Source organism: Microcoleus sp. PH2017_08_TRC_O_A (assembly GCF_020738665.1).
Lineage (GTDB): Bacteria > Cyanobacteriota > Cyanobacteriia > Cyanobacteriales > Microcoleaceae > Microcoleus.
This window is the reverse complement of record NZ_JAEQCE010000026.1, coordinates 41,668-61,532: the sequence shown is the minus strand read 5'-3', so window position 1 is coordinate 61,532 and position 19,865 is coordinate 41,668. Positions and strand designations below refer to the sequence as shown.

Here is a 19,865-nt window from a genome sequence, read left to right as displayed (position 1 = left end):
CATGTTGCCCAACACGAGTTAGAGTTATCCTATAAAATCCAGCAATCCTGCAAAGCGTCTACCTTCCCGTCACTCATCCACTGGTTCGATGACTCAAACCCAAAGCACCAAAACCGCCACCCCTACTGCAATTTATTCCTTGACAATTGCTCCCGCCTGTGTATTGCGCGGTCAAAACGCTCTATCACAAGCCGGAAATGCGATCGCCCGTTTCGGAAAGCGGCCCCTAATAGTCGGCGGTAGCAACTCCCTCGCCGCCGCCCAACCCTACCTGCAACCAATCCTCGAACAACAACAGCTACAATCCGCGCAAACAGCCTACGGCAAGGATTGCAGCGAAACCAGCCTCGAAACCCTCCGCGCAGCCGTCCAAACCCACAAAGCCGACTTCATCATCGGCGTCGGCGGCGGCAAAGCCTTGGATGCAGCCAAACTTCTCGCCCATCAGTGCCAAATGGCGATCGTCACCATCCCCACATCAGCAGCCACCTGCGCCGCTTGGACAGCACTTTCTAACATTTATTCCGAACAAGGTGCGTTCCAATACGATGTCACATTAGCCAGATGTCCCGATTTGCTAGTCCTCGACTACGGCTTAATTCAAACTGCACCGCAGCGGACATTAGTAGCAGGAATTGGAGATGCGATCGCCAAATGGTACGAAGCATCAGTCAGCAGCGGACACTCAGAACAAACTCTGATAATTTCTGCCGTCCAACAAGCTAGAATCCTGCGCGATATCCTGTTCCAAAAAGCAGCCGCCGCCCTCAAAGAACCAGGTAGCGAAACCTGGCAAGAAGTCACAGACGCCACCGTATTGCTAGCAGGAGTAATCGGCGGAATTGGCGGGGCCGGGTGTCGCACCGTCGCCGCCCACGCCGTCCACAACGGCCTAACTCATCTATTAGCAAGTCACGGCACATTGCACGGCGAAAAAGTTGCCTACGGCATATTAGTGCAACTGCGGCTAGAAGAAATTCTGCAAAACAATCAACTAGCAGCAACCGCCAGACAGCAACTGCTAAAATTCTACGCCGAGATTGGATTGCCTCAAACTTTAGACAACTTAGGACTCGGAGACGTTAGCCTCACACAATTGCAGCGCGCCGCCGAAATAGCCTGCCATCCCAATTCGGACATCCACAGACTGCCATTTAAAGTTGTTCCCGAACAATTAATGGCAGCGATGGTTTCTACCACCGCACCTGTGGGAGAATTGAAAATCAAGAATTAAAAAAGTTTGTAGTAAGGACTTTAGTCCTTGAAAGGTTGCCCTAGAAAGCACTGAAATCCTTACTACTAACCAGGCAAAATCCGATGTTTTCTACCGCACAACTTGTGAGACAATTAAAAATTAATAATTAAAACAGTTTGGAGTAAGGACTTTAGTCCTTAAAAAACTGTGTGAGAAAGGACTTCAGTCCTTACTACGAACCCGAAAAACAACTAATAACTGATACACAAAAAATGACTTTGGATTGGATTAGCCCTGCTGACAGGTTGCAAAAACTACCGCCCTACGTATTTGCCCGTCTCGACGAACTCAAAGCCCGCGCCCGCGAACAAGGACTAGATTTAATAGACTTAGGAATGGGAAACCCCGACGGTGCGACTCCGCAACCGGTAGTAGAAGCCGCCATCGCAGCTATCCAAAATCCTGCAAATCACGGCTATCCGCCCTTTGAAGGAACTGCCAGTTTTCGCCGTACAATTACCAAATGGTACAGCCGCCGCTACAATGTTGAACTCGATCCAGAAGGGGAAGCATTACCTTTATTGGGTTCTAAAGAAGGTTTAGCGCATTTTGCGATCGCCTATATCAATCCCGGCGACTTAGTATTAGTACCGAGTCCCGCTTATCCCGTATTATTTCGCGGCCCAATCATCGCCGGTGCCAAAGTTCACAACATCATCCTCAAACCAGAGAATGACTGGGTAATTGACTTAGGTTCCATTCCCGACAGCGTAGCCGAACAAGCCAAAATACTCTACTTTAATTATCCCAGCAATCCGACCGGAGCAACGGCCCCCCGCGAATTTTATAAAGATATTGTTGCTTTCGCACACAAACATCAAATTTTGTTGGTTCACGATTTGTGTTATGCGGAATTAGCCTTTGACGGCTATCAACCGACAAGTTTATTAGAAATTCCCGGCGGCAAAGAAATCGGAGTTGAATTTCACACCATGTCAAAAACCTACAATATGGCCGGCTGGCGAGTCGGTTTTGTAGTTGGAAACAGCCGGATCATTCAAGGTTTGCGAACTTTAAAAACTAACTTAGATTACGGCATATTTTCTGCCTTGCAAGCAGCAGCAGAAACAGCGTTGCAATTACCAGATAGTTACTTGCACGAAGTGCAGGAACGCTACCGCACTCGCCGCGATTTTATGGTTGCAGGATTGGCAGAATTGGGGTGGAATATTCCTAAACCTCTGGCTGCAATGTATCTTTGGGTTCCTTGCACTCAGGGCATGAGTTCGACAGATTTTGCCCTGAATGTTTTGCAGCAAACGGGTGTTGTTGTGACTCCTGGTAATGCTTTTGGGCCTGGTGGTGAAGGATATGTGAGGGTTAGTTTGATTGCAGATTGCGATCGACTGGGAGAAGCTTTGCGCCGTTTGAAACAAGCAAACATTCGCTATTAATTACTGGTTACTGGTTATTGGTTATTGGTTAGTTGTTGGTGATAAGCTGCTCTGCATTTAAATTGTATATCAAAAAAGACTCAAAATCTTGTGGGGTGTCCCGCCTGCCCTGAATATGCAATAGACATCTCCAGAAAAGCCAGTTTTGAACAGGCAGGATGCTTGTTCCACAAGAATTATTGGAGATGTCTAATTTAAATGCCCAATTCCCAATTCCCAATGCCCAATTCCCAATTCCCAATTCCCAATTCCCAATGACTATAACGTTTTAATTTGCTCGATCGCCCAGTTGAACGTTTCCATAACTTGCTGGAGGGCAAATTCGTCTTCCAAAGTAGATAAAGCCAGACTCGGCGACCTTCTCTCGCCCGGTTCTGTAGGTAGCGAAAGACCGATCGAACTTAGCTTATTTCTCAATTCCAGCCAATTTTTTTCTGCATTAAATGGCGGTTGGGAACCGTAATTGTCAGCAGAAATCTCCATTCTGCCAGCAATATCTACAGTGAATAACTGATATGGTTTTCTGCCTCTGTGATGCAACCCGGCGGCGAAACCGCCGTAGGTGTCCCCCGTTCCCCAATGGATTTGAATTTCGGGTTCTTGACTTTTTGCCCAAAGGTAGATAGCTCTTGCCATTTGCGCCTCGTCCGCGCCTTGTCTAGCTTTGATTTCCGCAAAAAATGACGATTCATCCCAGCGCCTTCTTTCGCGCATTGCGTTGGATTTTTTATGCTGTGCTTCGGCTGTCTGACCGATAACTCTGGGAACCAAGGTTTTCAAACCATCTTCACTTACATATTGCTTAATTTCCAGGGCCAAAACTTCAAGCGGGTCCATTTGTTCGTTGAGAAATTCCACAACTCGGCGCATTTCAGCGGAAATCTCGTCTGCTACAAATACTAAGCGAATTTTACCGGCTTGCAAATTAGTTTTAACTTTCTGCCAAAATAGGTCTTCATTAGCATCCGCACCGAGAAACTCTTCAAAAATCTGTTCGGGATCGCGACCCCGATCGCGACAATTGGCTTCAAACAGAGCAATAATTGAATCTATTGGCCAGTAAACCAACGCATTAGCAGCATAGTCGATCGACTGACCTAAAACTTTTTGCCGGAGTGCAGCATTAGGAGTGCGCCTGACATCCACCAAAGTAGGAACTGCATTTTGGTCGAGAAACAAGTGATCCAGCGACCACTGGACGGCAGTTTCCTCATCGGTGGGCACTGATTCCCGTGAAATTAACAGCCACTTCCGCGCCGTCGCGCGATCGATTTGATCTCCGGCAATCAGATTAGGATAAGTTACAAGCAAGTCTTGTAACTGGTCTTCCGAGTCGTAGGGCTGTTCCATCATTTCTACCAGCCTGTCGTCGTCCTGAATCAGATAAATACCTCCAGCCATGCACATCCACCTACTTAATTTTAGATTTGAGATTTGAGAATTCAGGCTTAGTCAGTTGATAGTTGACAGTTGACAGTTGACAGTTGACAGTTGTCATTAGTCATTAGTCTTCAGCCTATGATATCGTTTTCGGTTGCATCGGAATTATGTAGTGCAAGCGTCCATAGCGAACGATTGGTTCCCGAGTGAGACGCTCGCACGCTCCATCATTCAAATATATTATTCCGATGCTACCGGATTTGATATGACTTCACAAGGCGCAAGGCATTAGTCATTGAGCATTCTTGATAATTAAAGAATTAAAGAAAAATTTGGAATTTAAGAATTTTTCTTGTTTGTTAATTCCACAAAAAACTCCTTTTGAGCAATGACCAATGACAACTGTCAACTGTCAACTGTCAACTGTCAACTGTCAACTGTCAACTGTCAACTGTCAACTGTCAACTGTCAACTGTCAACTGTCAACTGACAACTGTCAACTGACAACAGTCAACTGACTACTGACAACCAGTAAATACTCGCTGTGCTGGCCCAGTCATGTAAATCCGCCCAGAAACTTCTGCCCATTCGATTTCCAAAACGCCACCGGGGAGTTCAACAGCAGTTGTCCGATCGCACTTTCCGACCAACACCCCAGCCACCACAGCAGCACAAGCACCAGTCCCACAAGCTAGAGTAACACCTGCGCCCCTTTCCCACACCCGCATTTTTACGTAGTCCCGTCGTATAACTTGAATAAATTCGGTATTTATACGCTGCGGGAAGGCTGGGTGGTGTTCAAATTGAGGGCCGAGAGTTTCCAAAGCCACAGCCGAAACATCTTCTACAAACGTAATGCAGTGAGGATTTCCCATGCTGACACAGGTAACAGACCAAGATTTATCAGCAACTTCGATCGGCACATCTATCACTTTGGCATCTGGCGCCGCCAAAGTTGTCGGAATTTCCGCAGCCAGCAACCGGGGAAGTCCCATATCCACCTTAACCTGACCGTCCGATCGCAATTCGGGGCTAATCACACCCGCCAGAGTGTGGATGCGATACTCAGTTTTTGCCTTCTCACCTTCCAAATCGGCGATAAACTTAGCCAAACAGCGAATCCCGTTGCCGCACATTTCCGGTTCCGAACCGTCGGAGTTAAAAATCCGCATCGTATAGTCAGTGCCGTTTTGACCCGGAAGAGCAAAAATCACGCCGTCTGCGCCGATCCCAAAATGTCGATCGCACATGGACACAGCTTGTTCTGGTGTTAAAACTGGTTCTGAGGAGTGGCGGTTGTCAATCAGAATAAAATCATTGCCCAGTCCGTGATACTTCGCAAACTCGATCGACATAAAAACAAACCTCTGTTGACAGTTGACAGTTGACAGTTGACAGTTGACAGTTAATAGTTGACCCAACGACTGCGTTTATCCGCTCGCGTAGCCGAAGGGCGATCGGGTAAAGCAGTTGACCCTTCGTCTACGCGAACCCGCAAGCAGTTGACAGTTGATAGCAAAAAAATGACTAATGCTGTTCGCGATCGGGGACAGCACTAATGACCGATGACTAATGACTAATGATTAATGACTAATAACCAATTTACCCATTTCCCAGTATGTCTGAATTTGAGACCGGATTGCCCAGCGTTCGCTTAATACAAAGCTACATCAAAGACAAAGAACAGTTAGAGATCAAACTGATGACTGGCGACTTGTTAGCCGGCAGAATTTTTTGGCAGGATCATAGCTGCATTTGCCTCCTCGATGCCTCAGAAACACAAATTCTGATCTCGCGATCGGCAATTGCTTATCTCAAACCCAACGCGTGAAGAAGAGGGGGAGAGGGGGAGAGGGGGAAAATCTTTCCTGTTCGCTCTTCCTTCCATCCGTTATATCGTTTCCGGGTGCATCGGAGTTATATAGTGCGAGCGTCTCGCTCGCGAACCAATCGCGAGCGAGACGCTCGCACTACATAATTGAAATATATTATTCCGATGCTACCGGATTTGATATTACATCCGTTACATCCCCTACAGGGCTTCCCTCTTCCGTCTTTCCTCTTCCGTCTTCCGTCTGACTAATAACGTTCGATCGCGCGGACAGCACCAATGCCCGATGCCCGATGCCCGATGCCCGATGCCCGATGCCCGATGCCCCATGCCCCATGCCCCATGCCCCATGACTAATCGCTAAATAGCTTTTCGCTAACTTGGGCGGTGACAAAAGGCAGCTTTAAGGCTGGTTGCGGCAGCGGAGGCGAGGCCGTCCGCTGCATCAAGCCGAGCTCGTAGAAGCCGCCGCACAGCAGCAAACGATCGCCCTCTTGCAAATCAGTAGTTCCATCCGGCCAGCGAGTAAACTTCCCTTCCCGGCGGATCGCCCGCACCTGCACCCCATACTGAGTGAGCAAATCTACCTCTGACAGTTTTTGGCCAACCCAAGGACTGTTGGCTGGTAACCTCAACCACTGACAAGAACTGTCGCCCTCGGGGACAGCAACTTCGCCCTTCGCCAGCAACTCAAAACTAATCAGTTCTTCCGGTTCACCCACTACCAAAAGTCGATCGCCCGACAGCAAAGCAGCCTTCCCGTTAGGATAATCAATTTCCTCGCCATCTTCGCGGACGATCGCCATCACGCTGACCCCTGTCAACTGCCGCAAGTTAGTTTCTTCCAGAGTCATCCCACCAATGGGAGAGCCCTCCGGTAAGTTGTACCAATCGCCGTTGAGATCTCGAACCGCCACTTTCAAATCCCGGGAAACCGCCAAAGGTTCCCGCGCCGGCCGCAATTCCAGATAGCGGCTGCTGCGAATTTGCTGCACATCTCGCCCAATAGCCATTGCTGACAAACCCATCCCAGCCAGCAAGTGGGCAGACAGTTCTAAACTAGCCTCAAACTCCGGCTGCACAACTTCCCAAGCCCCCAGTTGGTAAAGCAGTTCAATATCTTTATCTTTGTTGGCGCGCACCACAATATCCAAATCCGGGACTAATTCTAAAGCCCGCTTCAGACACAAGCGAGTGCTCATCGGATCGGGAAGAGTAATCGCCATTGCTTTGGCGCGTTCTACCCCGGCGGCTTCCAATACGTGCAAGCTGGCAGCATTCCCGTAAATGTAAGGAATTCCTGACACTCTGCACTCTTGAATTCTGCTTTCCGACTCGTCGATTACCACAATTGAACAGTTGCGGCTTTGCAGCACTTTGACTAAATTTCTGCCAACTCGCCCGTAGCCACAAACCACAACATGATTTTGTTCCGGCAAAGTTTCAGCTATTTCGACAGGTTGAGATGTTTGGTCAAAATAGTGCTGCAAAGGCCCGAAATTTTCCGCCCACTTGAATAACTGTGGCACGCTTCTCAATACAAACGGCGTCAGCACCAAGGTGACTGCTGTCGTTCCTAAAATTAATAGGTAAACGTTTCGCGAAACCAGTCCCATAGCTTGGCCAGAACTAGCGAGTACAAAGGAAAATTCTCCGATTTGAGCTAAGCCCAAACCTGCGATTAATGCTGTTTTTAGGGGATAGCCAAATAATCGGACGATCGGCGTTACAATCAAGAATTTGCCGACAAATACTAGAAATACCAGTCCCAAAATTAACTCTAGATGGTTCCAGAGAAACACCGGGTCGATTAACATTCCGATGGTAACAAAAAATAAGGATGCAAAAATATCTCGCAAAGGCTCGACATAAGTTAGAGTTTGGTCGGCATATTCCACCTCCGAAATCATTAAACCCGCCACAAATGCGCCCATCTCGATCGAGAAACCCAGATATTCTGTCAGCAGCGCAATCCCTAAAGCCAAAACCACAACTCCCAGCAAAAACAGTTCCCGGCTTTCTGTTCTCGCGAGGTAGCGCAGCAACTGCGGTACGATCCAAATGCCCGCTACTACTGCACCCGCAGCAAATAATCCGATCCGCACCAGGGCCCAGACTACCGTCATGCCGATCGCCTCTGCGGGCTGATTGAGGGCCGGCAAAACTGCCAGCATTAGCCCCAAAGCCAAATCTTGAACTACCAAGATTCCCAGCATGACTTGTCCGTGGGAAGTACCGCCTTCATTGCGTTCCATCAAGCATTTGAGTACAACCGCCGTCGAGGAAAGCGACAGGATTGCCCCTAAAAACACCCCTTGGGCAGGGGATTCTACCCAGCCTACACCCAAGGAAATTGCAGTAGTAATGGCGATCGTCAGCACAATTTGCAAGCCCCCCCCGCCCAGACTAATTGCTTTAACTCGATTTAGTTCGGCGAATGAAAACTCTACTCCCAAAGCAAACAACAGAAAAGCCACACCAAATTCTGCCAGGGTGTCTACCTGAACTAATTCTTTAATCAGCCCCAAACCGGCCGGCCCAACTACGATCCCTCCCAGGAGGTATCCGAGAATTACCGGCTGTCGCAACAACGATGCAAAGAGTCCTCCTGCTGCGGCAGCAGCGAGAACTAGAACTAAGTCAACAATCAGTCGGAAGTCTTCTTGCACAACTTTATGAAAAAAGTGTAAAGTTATATTATAGTGTTTAATGTGTTGACTATGTTGGGGGGCGTTGACTATAGTTGAGTAGCAAGCCCAACTGCCACTCTTGAACAAGGTATTTTCTAATGACAAAGAGTTCAAATCCTCACAAAAAGCTTAATCTCTTGCAAGTTTATCGAGGGATTGGGGCTTTATTGGTGGTAATGTTTCACGTCAACCAGATGAGCACGGAAAGATTAAATCAAGTTACTTTTTTTAATTTATTTCAGGCTGGGTGGAGTGGTGTTGATTACTTTTTTGTATTGAGCGGTTTTATCATGGTCTACGTTCACCGATCGGCGATCGGTAAAAAAGACCAGTTAAAATCATTTTTAGTCAAGCGCTGCGTGCGAATTTACCCAATCTACTGGATAATTACTCTGACAGTTGTGTTTTTCTTTCTACTGATTCCAGGTTTTGCTAATGCTCAAGACTTAAGTTTGGACAAGATAATTCTGTCGCTGCTATTGATTCCTCAATATGGCAAGCCAATTCTCGATGTAGGTTGGACTTTAGTTTACGAAATTTATTTTTATGTATTGTTCAGCATAGCTATCTGGCTAAAACCTAAACAGTCTGTGCCTCTGCTGTCGGCTTGGCTATTTGTCACATTTCTACATTTTTCTAAAGTAGTAACATTTCCCGATGCTTTTTTCTTGCTGAATCTAGTATTTGGCAATATGAATCTAGAATTTGTTTTGGGTGGCTTGGCTGCGTATATCGTGCTTAAATATAACAATAAGATTACTAATTACAGATGGATATTATTTGGGATAGCAAATTTAGGATATGTTATTTTAGGACTGTTTGTGGCTTGGGGCAACATTGAGTTCGATCGGATCAAGACTTTTGCAGTGCTGGCAGCTATATTAATCGTTGCTGCAACTTCGATCGACCTTAAGGATTCTCCGAGACTTCCTTATCTTTTAATTTTCCTGGGCGATGCCTCATATTCAATATTTCTGCTCCACAGCCCGGTGATATCAGCAACTACAAAAATTGTGCAAAAGGCAAATTTAGGAAAATATTTCGACGGTTTCTTTGCTCCGGCTATGGTGGCATTGTTTGCTGTAGTTGTCGGCTGCATATTCTACTCTTTCATCGAAAAACCATTGACAGTTTATCTGCGGAAAAATATTGTTGAAAAAATGTTTCTTCCGAAGGCGCAAGCCAGCTAATTGTAGGGTGCGGATCTGTGAGATGTGCGGTGCGATCGAGCTTAACTTGCGATCGATTTACCGCAATACGTCAGCAGGGGGGGGATTTTGAGGTGTAGGGTGCGTCGCAATCCAGAATCTCGGTAAAAAATCGAAAAATCTAAAAGCGACGCACCACAGGGTTTAATTAGTTCGATCGCACTTTATTTTCCATGGTGCGTCGCTGTGAGATTGTCGATCGAATTTGCATATTTTAGAAGAATCCGCACCCTACTATTGGATGGTGCGTCGCTGTGACATTTTCGCTGGAATTTGCATATTTTAGAAGGCGACGCACCGTACTATTGTGTGGAATCATTCACACAAGGTCAATAACAACGCGAAAACCAATGTCATTCCTCCGGCTGTCGCGCGAGAGAGAGTAACGATACAAACTAGAGCACTTGGAGCTATCACTATCCCAAGAGCCTCCACGCAACATCCGTTGATTCTCCGATCCACCTATTTCCCAGGAACTTCCGTCAGAGGGGGCCCCGTTATAGTTAGAGTGGTAGCAATCACTGCACCATTCCCAAACATTTCCGTGCATATCGTAGAGTCCAAAACTATTCGGATAAAATTTCCCATTATTAGTTGTTTGATTACTGCGATGTATAAAAGCATAGTCAGTATCTAGACCCTCGAAAGCAGGAAAACTTGACGTATAAGGCACATCAAAGCTAGTATTAACCAAATCCGTTGTAATTGTCGAACCAAAATAGAAGTCTGTGTTCGTTCCAGCGCGACAAGCATATTCCCATTCTGCTTCTGAAGGTAAACGATAACTATTGCCTGTTTTTTGAGTAAGCCGATCGCAAAATTCGATAGCTTCATCCCATGATACTTGTTCGACAGGTCGTTTAGCTCCTTTAAAATGAGAGGGATTACTTTTCATTACCCTTTCCCACTGTGCTTGATTAACTGTATATTCCGCCATAAAGACAGGTTGAATCGTTACTTGATGCGACGGCTTTTGCTCACTTCCAAGATGTGACGCACCCATCTCGAATTTGCCACCAGGAATATAAACCATCTGAAGTGCAAGTTTGTCACCTAAGTCTTCATTAAAAACTTGAGCCGACTTAACACAACGACTATTTTCGTTGCCGCTGTAGTGGTCTACCGTGATGACATCAAAATTAAAGGTATAAAAAAAATTATTTAATTGCCATTTTATCTTTGATTCATCTCGATCTTTTAGCAAATTGTAAACCGCAAATTTTACTTGTAGCGATTTATCATTCAGTCCTTGAAGAAGCAAGTCTAAGCCAGCTTCTCCATATTGGAGCGCCTCAGATAGTGCAGCGATTCTGACTTCGACAGCGGGTGAGGCTAAGCGGCTTTTAACGCCTGTAATTCCTCCCAGTACCGCCGCATCGACAGGAGTTGAATTTTGACCGCCAAGGACGGCATCATATTCTCCAGGTTGATTTTGCTCATTTGGCATGGCATTTTGACCTCTGTATGATTAACCACTGTGGCATTTACTTAATAGCTATGTCAAATATTCAAAACTTACCAACGCTACAAATAAGACAAATAGTGCGTTACGCTCCGCTAACTCACGCTACATTCGCGTACTTTGCGTAAGTCTTAATAGTCCTTTACCTTTTTGAGTCAAAGCGTGCTAAATTTAGCTACTTTGTGTAACATTAGCTAGACAAAGGTTAAGGATATCGGTAATGACAGCAACTGCGAATCGAGCTAACTGGGGACAAAGTGCCAAAATAGTTGCGAGTGCTATTTGGGAGTGTAGGCTATTGAAGGCAAACATAAACAGGGCGATTTTGACTGGCCCAATTGTTGCCAGCATTCTCAGTCTGGTATCGCCGGTGCAAGCTTTGCAGGTGCAGGTGACGCCGCCAAATCCCGAACTGGGTGATACGCTGTCGGTAATTATTCAGGTTGACGGTAACGGCGGGGAAACTCCAAAAGTGTCTTTACAGCAGAAAAATTACCCTGCTTTTCCGATCGGCAATAATCGCTTTCGGGCCCTGCTACCGACGACACCACTGGAGAAACCCGGTGCGCGCGTTGTTCAAGTCTCCGGTGACGGACAAGTGCAGAAGTTGAATGTGCAAGTGCGCGATCGAGATTTTCCCACTCAATCCATCTGGCTGCCACCTGGGAAAGACTCCGAAGGTACCGATGCCGAATTCGATCGCGTGGACGCGTTTAAAGCACTGGTGACACCCCAAAAATTTTGGGATGGCAAATTGTTGCGCCCCAACTCCGGCGAAATTACCACTATTTACGGCGTGCGTCGGTACTATAATGGGGTATTTGCTAAGGACTACTACCACCGCGGCGTCGATTACGCGGGCCCTTACGGTTCCCCTGTAGTTGCACCGGCTGCCGGTCGCGTGTCTCTCGTGGGACGCGAATCCCAAGGGTTCAAAATCCACGGTAATGTAGTTGGTATCGACCACGGTCAAGGGGTAGCAAGTATTTTGATGCACCTCAGCCGGATTGATGTCAAGGAAGGCGATTTCGTGAAAGCGGGTCAAGTAATTGGTGCTTTGGGGTCAACGGGGGCTTCGACAGGCCCTCACCTGCACTGGGGACTTTACGTGCACGGGCAGTCTGTCGATCCGGTACCTTGGCGGCTTCAGGGAGTTGAGTAGGACTTTTTACCGATTTTGACGAATTTAAAAGTCAATTATGGGGTAAGTTTGTGGCTGGGGTGTGTAGATAACTGTTCTGGGTTATCACTATTGGGTTATGATTTGTACAAAAATTCTCAACTCAAGCCTCAAAACTCGAATCTCAAGACGCCAGCAATTGCGTCTTTACAAAACAAAACTGTATTAATGATGCCGTTGAGCGGGAAGCATATATGAGTATTGAAAAAATTGTTGAACAGGCTTTGCAAGACGGCTATTTAACGCCGTCTATGGAAGCTGAGGTGGGACGAATCTGCAATACGGCTTCTGAATTGTCGATCGAAGAGTACATGGCTCTCGATCGCCTGATGGGAGCTTTGTTGACCGGAGAAGTGGTGGTTCTGCCACGCAAACAGTTCATCAATGTGATGGAAGAGTTGGTGCTTAGCGAGGCGATCGCCAGGGTGGCAGAAATTGAGGCGGCGAGCAGCGAGCAGAGTCTGGATGTGGGAGATATTGCGGCTTATGCTTTAAATAGGCTGCCCCCTCTGTACGCTACGACGGAAGAGGGAGCTCACTTTCAAAGGGCTAGGGCTAAAGAGCAGCTTCACGATTTGATTTCCAAAGAAGTCAACGCAGCGATCGACCGCAACTTGGTCAGACCTGAACCCGTAAACCCCACAGCTTTGGGTAAGCCGTCTTCTGGAACCGAAGTTCTGTCAAATCTCAGCAATTGGCTGCAAGCTAACGCCGTTAATTTTGAGCCGCAGCCGTAGTACCACGTCCAACAGCTCTATTTTGGTTAAGTCGATCCCGCTCAATTCAAAAAGCGGGATTTTTAGTTTTTGAGCCAGAAACAGTTGACAGTTGACAGTTGACAGTTGACAGTTGACAGTTGACAGCAGAAGGAAGGGGGATGTGGGATTGGAGTAATGAATCGTCTGATTTTAATTTCTCCCGATCGGGATTCCGGCTTTAAACCAATTCTTTTTGGTCACAAGACATCCGTCACAATTGAAAAAAAAATTAAAGGAATTGTTTGTTTGCCACCTAAAACAAACAATTCCCTTTTCCTTCTGACTAATGACTAATGACTTCAAACAATTAATTATTGCTCTCAGAAGAGTCTGCGGAGGGGCCGGCAGTAACTTTTGTTTCTCGTTTTTCACGTTTTTTCCGTTCAGCTTGGATGACATCTTGAAGCACTATTCGCGCTTGGGCCATTTTTTCCAAATTGCTGCGGTACAAATCTAAATCTTTGCTAACTTTGTCTTCAGGTAAATGCAAAGCTGCACTGATTTTGCCGATCGCCTCGTTGCGAGTTTCTTGGTTTTTTACCATTTCGGGGTCAGCTTTTTCTAACAGCGAGAACAAACCGATCGCAAATAAGCGACTGTACTTAAATTGAGCGTTGCTGGCGATCGCCCCTAAGGACGCTTGCAAATCTCCTGTATCTTCAAAGCTGGTGGAGCGATCGAGCCACGAGAGCAACTCAGACCCTCCAAGGCGATCGGCCAAGCTTTCCAATCTGTGAGCGTCTTGCTTGTAGCGATCGGGATCGTCTTCTAGGGCTTTGCACAAAGCGTTAAAAATCGAAAGTCTGTCTGCTTCTGGGGCGTACCCGAGCATGAATCGATCGAAAGCTGTCACCACGCCCAAAGCATAAATCGGGTCGTATTGAAAATCTACATTCGCCGAAAGCAAGTGCATTTCTACCATCAACTCTTCCACCACTCGACGGTAAATTGAGTTAATCGGTCGAGTGTGAATCGTATAGAAACTTCGCTTAGTATCTGAAACAGTACGGTTCTTGTTCACCTGAGTTTTATAGATAAATAATTGTGCCGCCACAGGTGGACCAGCGCGGCATGAGTAAAGTCGGGAGAGTCGATTGGCGATCTCCCTGGCAAAATTTGCCAGTTTTTTTTAACTGTGCAGCCGAGACTGCGAGGCAAAATTTTACCCTGGAAGATTTTGCGGGCGATCGGCAGCAACAATTAATCTGTCGCAATACGATGGCAAAAGCCAAGTATCTTTACAATCATAGCTCTTCTGGGATCGCTGATAAATCCCATCTTCTGACTTGCCAGGCCCTCTTCGGGCAACCTTTACCACAATCAAATTTTATTGTCAAGCCCAATCCTCAAAAATCGAACGAACATGACAATTTCTCCTGAATTAAGAGCTTTAGCCCAATACATGGCGGGCGAATTTGACAACCGAGAACAAGCGCTAGCAGATCCGGCGTGGTACGTCCACCTGCGTTTTTGGCAAAGACCCCTGCCCGTGCCTCTCTTGGACGAACCCAGCATTGCCCTGTTTGCCGAACAAGCCAATATTCTAGAATTAGACAAGCCCTACCGTCCCCGCATCGTGCAACTGAGGCACGTGAAGACAGCGCCGGAACTTATAGAAGCTCAGTATTATATGTTCAAGGATATCGCAGCCGTCAAAGGAGCCGGTCGCAACCCCGACTTACTGGCAAAACTCAAGGGCGAGCAAGTCGAACTTCTTCCCGGCTGCACCCTCTCGGTTGCGGTGCAAAATTTAGGCTCAAACCGCTATCGATTTCGGGCATCTCTGCCGGAGGGAACTCGTTGCTGCTTTACCTACGATGGGCAAACTTACCAAGTAGACTTGGGATTTGAAGCCGCAGACGAGGAATTTCTCAGCTACGACAAAGGAATAAACCCCACGACAGGTAAGGCTATCTGGGGAGCTTTAATGGGCCCTTTTAGATTTGTCAAGCGTCAGGATTTTGCTTCTGAAATATTTGCCAATACGCTTGGGATCGGATCGGACGGCGGTTGAAACCGCGTCTACAGAAACAAAGTCCGCCTCCGCGGACTAAAGAAGAAGATCGCGTAATTTTCACCGCCCGGTCTTTAACCTGCACCAGACACGTGCAAGTTTGTGTAGACGCGATTTCAATCGCCCGGTCTTCTTCAACCTGCGGAGGCAGGTTTTGTTTGTGTAGAAGCGGTTTCAACCGCCCGGTTTTCTTAACTTGCGCGCGGCACCCCCTCTAGAGCTTCTTCTTCTGTTTCAAATATTTCAAAGACAGAATCCATCATGGTCACTTCAAACACCAGTTTGGCTTCTGGATGAACATTGCAAATGCGGAAACTGCCCTTAACTTTATCCGCATCGCGCATACCGGCTACCAACGAGGTCAGGCCAGAACTATCGATAAAGTTTACCTGACCAAGATTCACGACGACATGACGGCTGAGTTTGGAAATACACTCTTGCAACTTGAGGCGGAATTGCCAAGCTGTCGTGATGTCCAACCGTCCTGTCGGTGCTAAGACGATAACTGTTGTACCGTCAGATAGCGTGTGGGTTTTTTGATCAATATGAATCACTGACCCTTCCCTCAAATTTATTACTATTTATCGCGGTGGTTACTTTCTGCTATACAAATACTAGACAAGTCTAGACATTTGCTTCTTACTTCACAGGGAGCATGGGAGCGGTTATCCCTCAGTAAGCTTTCGCGCTTTAGCCAAGCGTGATAAATTAATCGCTGCCTTCAAGTCTCTGTCCATCGAATTACCACAACTTTCGCAGTTGAAGGTTCTTTCTTTCAGTGGCATATCTTGGATATGCCCACAGCTTGACTATTGTTTTGCAAGGGCGGAAACCAGCGGTCAGCAATGATTATTTCACAACCAAACTTTTTCGCCTTATATTCTAGGTGACGCTTGAATTCAGAGAATCCACAGTCAGCTATTGCCTGCGCTAGTTTGTGATTTTTTGGCATCCGATCAACATTTAAATCTTCTACTTATAGTTGCGTGGTTTTTGCATAAGTAAGTAGTGACTTGATACTGAAAGTCCAAGCTTTTTCGCAAATCGCGCAGGGTTTGAACATGGCACACTATGAGTGTTTGTGTAAAAGTTTACCATTCTGTCTACTTAATTGCTAGCTAAGGACTTTCTCAGTAGTTTAACTCACGTCGGTGACTGCTGAGGCATCCAATTCGCCCAATCTTGCGGTTTTAAGAACTTTGAGTAGAGTTCGGCTTCTGGAGAGTTGGGTTCTGGCTCGAAACAATACTCCCAGCGTACCAGAGGTGGCAGGGACATCAGAATCGATTCGGTGCGTCCGTTGGTCTGTAAGCCAAAGGTCGTGCCCCGATCGTACACTAAGTTAAATTCAACGTAACGGCCGCGGCGGTAAAGTTGGAAATCGCGCTCGCGCTCGCCGTATGCTTTCGATCGATGTTTTTCAACAATTGGGGTGTAAGCCGGCAAAAATGCGCGGCCGCAGTCCTGTATGAAGGCGAACAGCGACTCCCAGCTTCTAGGCTCCGGGTTTCCGACATTTTTGCTGTACTCAGCAGCTTTCCCTTTGACATTTTGGTCGCGGTAAAGCGGGCCTTGAGCGTTTTGGTAGTCAAAAAACAGGCCGCCGATACCGCGAGTTTCTTGGCGGTGGGGCAGGTAAAAATATTCGTCGCACCAGAGTTTAAATGTCTGGTAATAGTCCGAGTGGTGTTTGTCGCAAGCTGATTTCAGAGTTTTGTGAAAATGAGCTGCATCCTCATCCAACAGGTAATAAGGAGTCAAATCGACACCACCACCAAACCACCAAATCGGGCCCGCTTCAAAATAACGGTAATTCAGGTGAACCGTAGGCAAGTAGGGATTGCGGGGGTGCAGCACCATCGAAGTACCAGTGGCGTAGAAATCGTGACCGGCAGCTTCTGGGTGCTTGGTCAGAATCAAAGCAGGCAAACTTTCGCCCCAAACTTGGGAAAAATTAACTCCGCCTTGTTCAAACACATTGCCTTCGCGCATAACGCGAGAACGTCCGCCCCCGCCTTCGGAGCGTTCCCAAGAGTCCTCTTTAAATTTGCCGCCGCCATCGACCTGTTCGAGGGCTTGACAAATTTCGTCTTGTAGGCTTTTCATAAATTGGCTGACTCTAGCTCTAGAGTCAGCGGGCGGCAAAAACGGAGAAGTCGTGGTTTTAAGTGTTGTAGAAACTGTCATAAAATTTTCTGTTGTCAGATTTGAATCTTAGATGGTGATGATTGCCAAATCCAGTCGCCATGTAATTATGCCACCGCAGGTCTGCAAATGATCGCTATGAAGTTACATTAAAAAATAGCAATAAAAATATACTTAAACTTGCGATCGAACATTCACTGACACAATTGCAGAGCTATGGTGGAGAACACAATGCCCAGTACACTCGATATTAGTTCAGTCTTAGAAATCCTGCGACCTGTGCAAGACCCCGAACTGCAAAAAAGTTTGGTGGAATTGAACATGATTCGTAACATCAAAATTGACGGCGGAGTCGTCAGTTTTACTTTAGTGCTGACAACGCCTGCTTGCCCGCTGCGAGAATTTATTGTCGAAGATTGCCAAAAAGCGGTCAAACAGTTGCCAGGAGTCGAAAAAGTGGCTGTGGAGGTGACAGCCGAGACTCCCCAGCAGAAGGGAGTGGTCGATCGCCAAGGCATAGAAGGCGTTAAAAATATTATCGCAATTTCCAGCGGCAAAGGGGGCGTCGGCAAAAGCACGGTGGCGGTGAATGTGGCAGTAGCCCTGGCGCAAACCGGCGCAAAGGTGGGTTTGCTGGATGCCGATATCTATGGGCCCAACGACCCAAATATGTTGGGTTTGGGGGACGCGAAAGTAATGGTTAGGGATGGAAAAAGCGGAGAAAGCCTCGAACCCGCATTCAACTACGGCGTCAAATTAGTGTCGATGGCGTTTTTAATTGAGAAAGACCAGCCTGTAATTTGGCGCGGCCCGATGTTGAACGGAATCATCCGACAGTTCCTCTACCAGGTGAATTGGGGCGATTTAGATTATCTGATTGTCGATATGCCTCCGGGTACTGGAGACGCGCAGTTGACAATGGCCCAAGCGGTGCCGATGGCTGGTGTGGTGATTGTGACGACGCCGCAGACGGTGGCTTTGTTGGACTCCCGCAAGGGGTTGAAGATGTTCCAACAGTTGGGAGTGTCGGTGTTGGGAATTGTGGAAAATATGAGTTATTTTGTGCCGCCGGATATGCCTGACAAGCAATACGATATTTTCGGTTCCGGCGGCGGCGAAAGGACGGCGGCAGAGTTGGGAGTGCCGCTGTTAGGCCGCATTCCGCTGGAAATTCCGCTGCGGGAAGGTGGCGATTCCGGTGTGCCAATTGTCGTGGGACAACCGGGTTCTGCTTCGGCGAGGGAGTTGCGGGCGATCGCGGGTCGCATTGCTGGTAAAGTTTCTGTAGCAGCCCTAGCCTAATAGACATCTCATCCAAAAGTTCGTCAAGGGCAGGCTCTCCGGCCTGCCCCACAACAGTTTTTGGGAGAAGTCTCACAAACTTTCGTTTCCCAGCTTTGTCTCCTGTTGGCGAAGGTTTGCCTAATTCCCGAGCTCTGCTTGGGAACTAGAAACGAGAAACGGTAAGCTATAAAGAGCAAACTTAACATTCAAAGAATTATGATTTTTCCAGGTTCGGCAGTTCGAGTTAAAGATAAGGGCGAGATTTACTACGGCTTTCAAGGACTTGTGCAGCGAGTTACCGACGGGAAAGTCGCGGTATTGTTTGAAGGTGGCAATTGGGACAAGCTGATCACGTTCCGCTTATCGCAATTGGATATTGTGGATGCTACGGCTGGTCGCGCGAAATAGTCATTAGTCAGCGGTCATTAGTCAGTTGTTATTTGTTATTAGTTATTGGTTATTGGTTATTAGTACCCACTCACAAATAACAAATAATAAATAACCAACTGCTAACCGCCAACTGCCAACTGCCAACTGCCAACTGCCAACTGTCAACTGTCAACTGTCAACTGACTAATATGCGTTTACCTTTACCCCAATTTGGAACAAAAGAGCGGCATCCCGATCGCATTGCTGAAGTCATCGAGACGGCAACTACAGAGTTTTTGGCTCAATGCTTGGAACCGGATGACTTGAGTTTTCCGGTGATGCCACCTTTTGGGAGTTGGGTGAAGGCGGAAGATGAAGAGTCAAAAAATCAAATCTACGGCGTAGTTTACCATGCTACCACTAGCCCGATCGACTCGGTGCACAGAGCTAGGGCTTTGGGTTTATCGCTGGAAGAGTTGCGGGAAGAACAACCGCAGATTTTTGCGATGCTGAAAACCGAGTTTCGAGTGGCGCTTGTGGGGTTTGAGAAGCCACCGGAAAGGTTGAACGGCCACGGCCCATCGAGGGGTACAATTTATCAGTATTTGCCGCCGCGCCCGCCGCAAATTCACCAAGCGGTTTATCGCTGCGAACCGGATGAGGTGATTGATTTTACGGTGCAGTTGGATTTTTTGAGGACGCTGCTGGGAGTGACGAATGCGCCTGTGGATGCGCTGACGGCTGCGACGATTCGGGAGATTTATCAGTTGCGAATGCGCGATCGATCTTGGTTGGTGGAAGCGGGCAGGAATTTAAGTGTTTTGTTGAAGGATGATTACGATCGGTTGCGGGTGATTTTGAGTCAGATTCATCCGTAGGGTATGATATATATGGA

21 protein-coding genes and 1 pseudogene are annotated in these 19,865 nt (G+C 47.3%); 13 read left to right on the top strand and 9 right to left on the bottom strand.

Annotated elements, in window-relative coordinates; all coding sequences use genetic code 11:
• Window positions 1-88: 88 nt before the first annotated feature.
• Complete coding sequence (locus JGK22_RS11235) at window positions 89-1,234, top strand: iron-containing alcohol dehydrogenase family protein (protein WP_293196278.1); 1,146 nt, start codon at window positions 89-91, stop codon at window positions 1,232-1,234.
• Window positions 1,235-1,467: 233 nt separating this feature from the next.
• Window positions 1,468-2,649 (top strand): aspartate aminotransferase, encoded by a 1,182-nt coding sequence (locus JGK22_RS11230; protein WP_293183762.1) that lies wholly within the window; start codon window positions 1,468-1,470, stop codon window positions 2,647-2,649.
• A 258-nt stretch (window positions 2,650-2,907) separates the two neighbouring features.
• Here JGK22_RS11230 and JGK22_RS11225 read toward each other — a convergent pair whose 3' ends face one another.
• Window positions 2,908-4,050, bottom strand: a complete 1,143-nt coding sequence (locus JGK22_RS11225) for a hypothetical protein (protein ID WP_293196276.1) — start codon at window positions 4,048-4,050, stop codon at window positions 2,908-2,910.
• A 497-nt stretch (window positions 4,051-4,547) separates the two neighbouring features.
• The gene (gene dapF / locus JGK22_RS11220; RefSeq protein WP_293183672.1) at window positions 4,548-5,384 is read right to left on the bottom strand and encodes a diaminopimelate epimerase; all 837 of its coding nucleotides are present in this window, start codon (window positions 5,382-5,384) and stop codon (window positions 4,548-4,550) included.
• A gap of 57 nt (window positions 5,385-5,441) precedes the next feature.
• Between dapF and JGK22_RS11215 the strand changes: the two genes are divergently transcribed.
• Window positions 5,442-5,588, top strand: coding sequence for a hypothetical protein (locus tag JGK22_RS11215; protein ID WP_293183669.1), 147 nt, complete (start codon window positions 5,442-5,444; stop codon window positions 5,586-5,588).
• Window positions 5,589-5,647: 59 nt separating this feature from the next.
• Window positions 5,648-5,860, top strand: a complete 213-nt coding sequence (locus JGK22_RS11210; RefSeq protein WP_293183666.1) for an RNA-binding protein hfq — start codon at window positions 5,648-5,650, stop codon at window positions 5,858-5,860.
• Between the two features lie 157 nt (window positions 5,861-6,017).
• On the opposite strand, the gene JGK22_RS11205 is transcribed toward JGK22_RS11210, so the two are convergent.
• Together JGK22_RS11205 and JGK22_RS11200 are read right to left on the bottom strand one after the other, a co-directional pair.
• Window positions 6,018-6,197, bottom strand: a complete 180-nt coding sequence (locus JGK22_RS11205) for a hypothetical protein (protein ID WP_293312877.1) — start codon at window positions 6,195-6,197, stop codon at window positions 6,018-6,020.
• A gap of 16 nt (window positions 6,198-6,213) precedes the next feature.
• The gene (locus tag JGK22_RS11200) at window positions 6,214-8,529 is read right to left on the bottom strand and encodes a cation:proton antiporter (RefSeq protein WP_293229851.1); all 2,316 of its coding nucleotides are present in this window, start codon (window positions 8,527-8,529) and stop codon (window positions 6,214-6,216) included.
• A 119-nt stretch (window positions 8,530-8,648) separates the two neighbouring features.
• On the opposite strand from JGK22_RS11200, the gene JGK22_RS11195 reads away from it, so the two are divergent.
• Window positions 8,649-9,740 carry an acyltransferase gene (locus JGK22_RS11195; RefSeq protein ID WP_293183659.1) on the top strand — a complete coding sequence of 364 codons (1,092 nt, stop codon included), beginning with the start codon at window positions 8,649-8,651 and terminating at the stop codon, window positions 9,738-9,740.
• A 337-nt stretch (window positions 9,741-10,077) separates the two neighbouring features.
• Here JGK22_RS11195 and JGK22_RS11190 read toward each other — a convergent pair whose 3' ends face one another.
• Complete coding sequence (locus JGK22_RS11190; RefSeq protein ID WP_293191945.1) at window positions 10,078-11,205, bottom strand: formylglycine-generating enzyme family protein; 1,128 nt, start codon at window positions 11,203-11,205, stop codon at window positions 10,078-10,080.
• Between the two features lie 235 nt (window positions 11,206-11,440).
• On the opposite strand from JGK22_RS11190, the gene JGK22_RS11185 reads away from it, so the two are divergent.
• The 3 genes from JGK22_RS11185 (at window position 11,441) to JGK22_RS11175 (ending at window position 13,452) form a co-directional block, all read left to right on the top strand.
• Window positions 11,441-12,382 (top strand): M23 family metallopeptidase, encoded by a 942-nt coding sequence (locus JGK22_RS11185; protein ID WP_293211930.1) that lies wholly within the window; start codon window positions 11,441-11,443, stop codon window positions 12,380-12,382.
• Between the two features lie 212 nt (window positions 12,383-12,594).
• Window positions 12,595-13,137, top strand: coding sequence for a late competence development ComFB family protein (locus JGK22_RS11180; protein ID WP_293185350.1), 543 nt, complete (start codon window positions 12,595-12,597; stop codon window positions 13,135-13,137).
• A gap of 156 nt (window positions 13,138-13,293) precedes the next feature.
• Complete coding sequence (locus JGK22_RS11175; RefSeq protein ID WP_293196268.1) at window positions 13,294-13,452, top strand: hypothetical protein; 159 nt, start codon at window positions 13,294-13,296, stop codon at window positions 13,450-13,452.
• Window positions 13,453-13,465: 13 nt separating this feature from the next.
• On the opposite strand, the gene psb29 is transcribed toward JGK22_RS11175, so the two are convergent.
• On the bottom strand, window positions 13,466-14,179 hold the full coding sequence (gene psb29, locus JGK22_RS11170; RefSeq protein WP_293185349.1) for a photosystem II biogenesis protein Psp29: 714 nt from the start codon (window positions 14,177-14,179) through the stop codon (window positions 13,466-13,468).
• A gap of 23 nt (window positions 14,180-14,202) precedes the next feature.
• Between psb29 and JGK22_RS11165 the strand changes: the two genes are divergently transcribed.
• Window positions 14,203-14,538 (top strand): hypothetical protein, encoded by a 336-nt coding sequence (locus JGK22_RS11165; protein ID WP_293185347.1) that lies wholly within the window; start codon window positions 14,203-14,205, stop codon window positions 14,536-14,538.
• Window positions 14,522-15,172 carry a chromophore lyase CpcT/CpeT gene (locus JGK22_RS11160; protein ID WP_293185345.1) on the top strand — a complete coding sequence of 217 codons (651 nt, stop codon included), beginning with the start codon at window positions 14,522-14,524 and terminating at the stop codon, window positions 15,170-15,172. The genes JGK22_RS11165 and JGK22_RS11160 overlap by 17 nt, the downstream gene beginning before the upstream one ends.
• Window positions 15,173-15,363: 191 nt before the next feature.
• Here JGK22_RS11160 and JGK22_RS11155 read toward each other — a convergent pair whose 3' ends face one another.
• The 3 genes and pseudogenes from JGK22_RS11155 to hemF form a co-directional block, all read right to left on the bottom strand.
• A complete protein-coding gene (locus JGK22_RS11155; protein WP_106149243.1) occupies window positions 15,364-15,726 on the bottom strand; it encodes an STAS domain-containing protein in 363 nt (120 codons plus the stop codon).
• A 111-nt stretch (window positions 15,727-15,837) separates the two neighbouring features.
• Window positions 15,838-15,969, bottom strand: a pseudogene (locus JGK22_RS33255) (zinc ribbon domain-containing protein); the annotation flags it as partial.
• Window positions 15,970-16,315: 346 nt separating this feature from the next.
• Window positions 16,316-17,359: an oxygen-dependent coproporphyrinogen oxidase gene (hemF, locus tag JGK22_RS11150; protein WP_293185344.1), complete on the bottom strand. Its 1,044-nt coding sequence runs from the start codon at window positions 17,357-17,359 to the stop codon at window positions 16,316-16,318.
• Between the two features lie 189 nt (window positions 17,360-17,548).
• Between hemF and JGK22_RS11145 the strand changes: the two genes are divergently transcribed.
• The 3 genes from JGK22_RS11145 (at window position 17,549) to JGK22_RS11135 (ending at window position 19,848) form a co-directional block, all read left to right on the top strand.
• A complete protein-coding gene (locus tag JGK22_RS11145; protein WP_293145049.1) occupies window positions 17,549-18,619 on the top strand; it encodes an Mrp/NBP35 family ATP-binding protein in 1,071 nt (356 codons plus the stop codon).
• A 198-nt stretch (window positions 18,620-18,817) separates the two neighbouring features.
• A complete protein-coding gene (locus tag JGK22_RS11140) occupies window positions 18,818-19,009 on the top strand; it encodes an NAD(P)H dehydrogenase subunit NdhS (RefSeq protein WP_293185343.1) in 192 nt (63 codons plus the stop codon).
• A gap of 170 nt (window positions 19,010-19,179) precedes the next feature.
• Entirely contained in the window at window positions 19,180-19,848 is a 669-nt protein-coding gene (locus JGK22_RS11135; RefSeq protein ID WP_293185341.1) for an HAS-barrel domain-containing protein, read from the top strand.
• Window positions 19,849-19,865 lie beyond the last annotated feature (17 nt).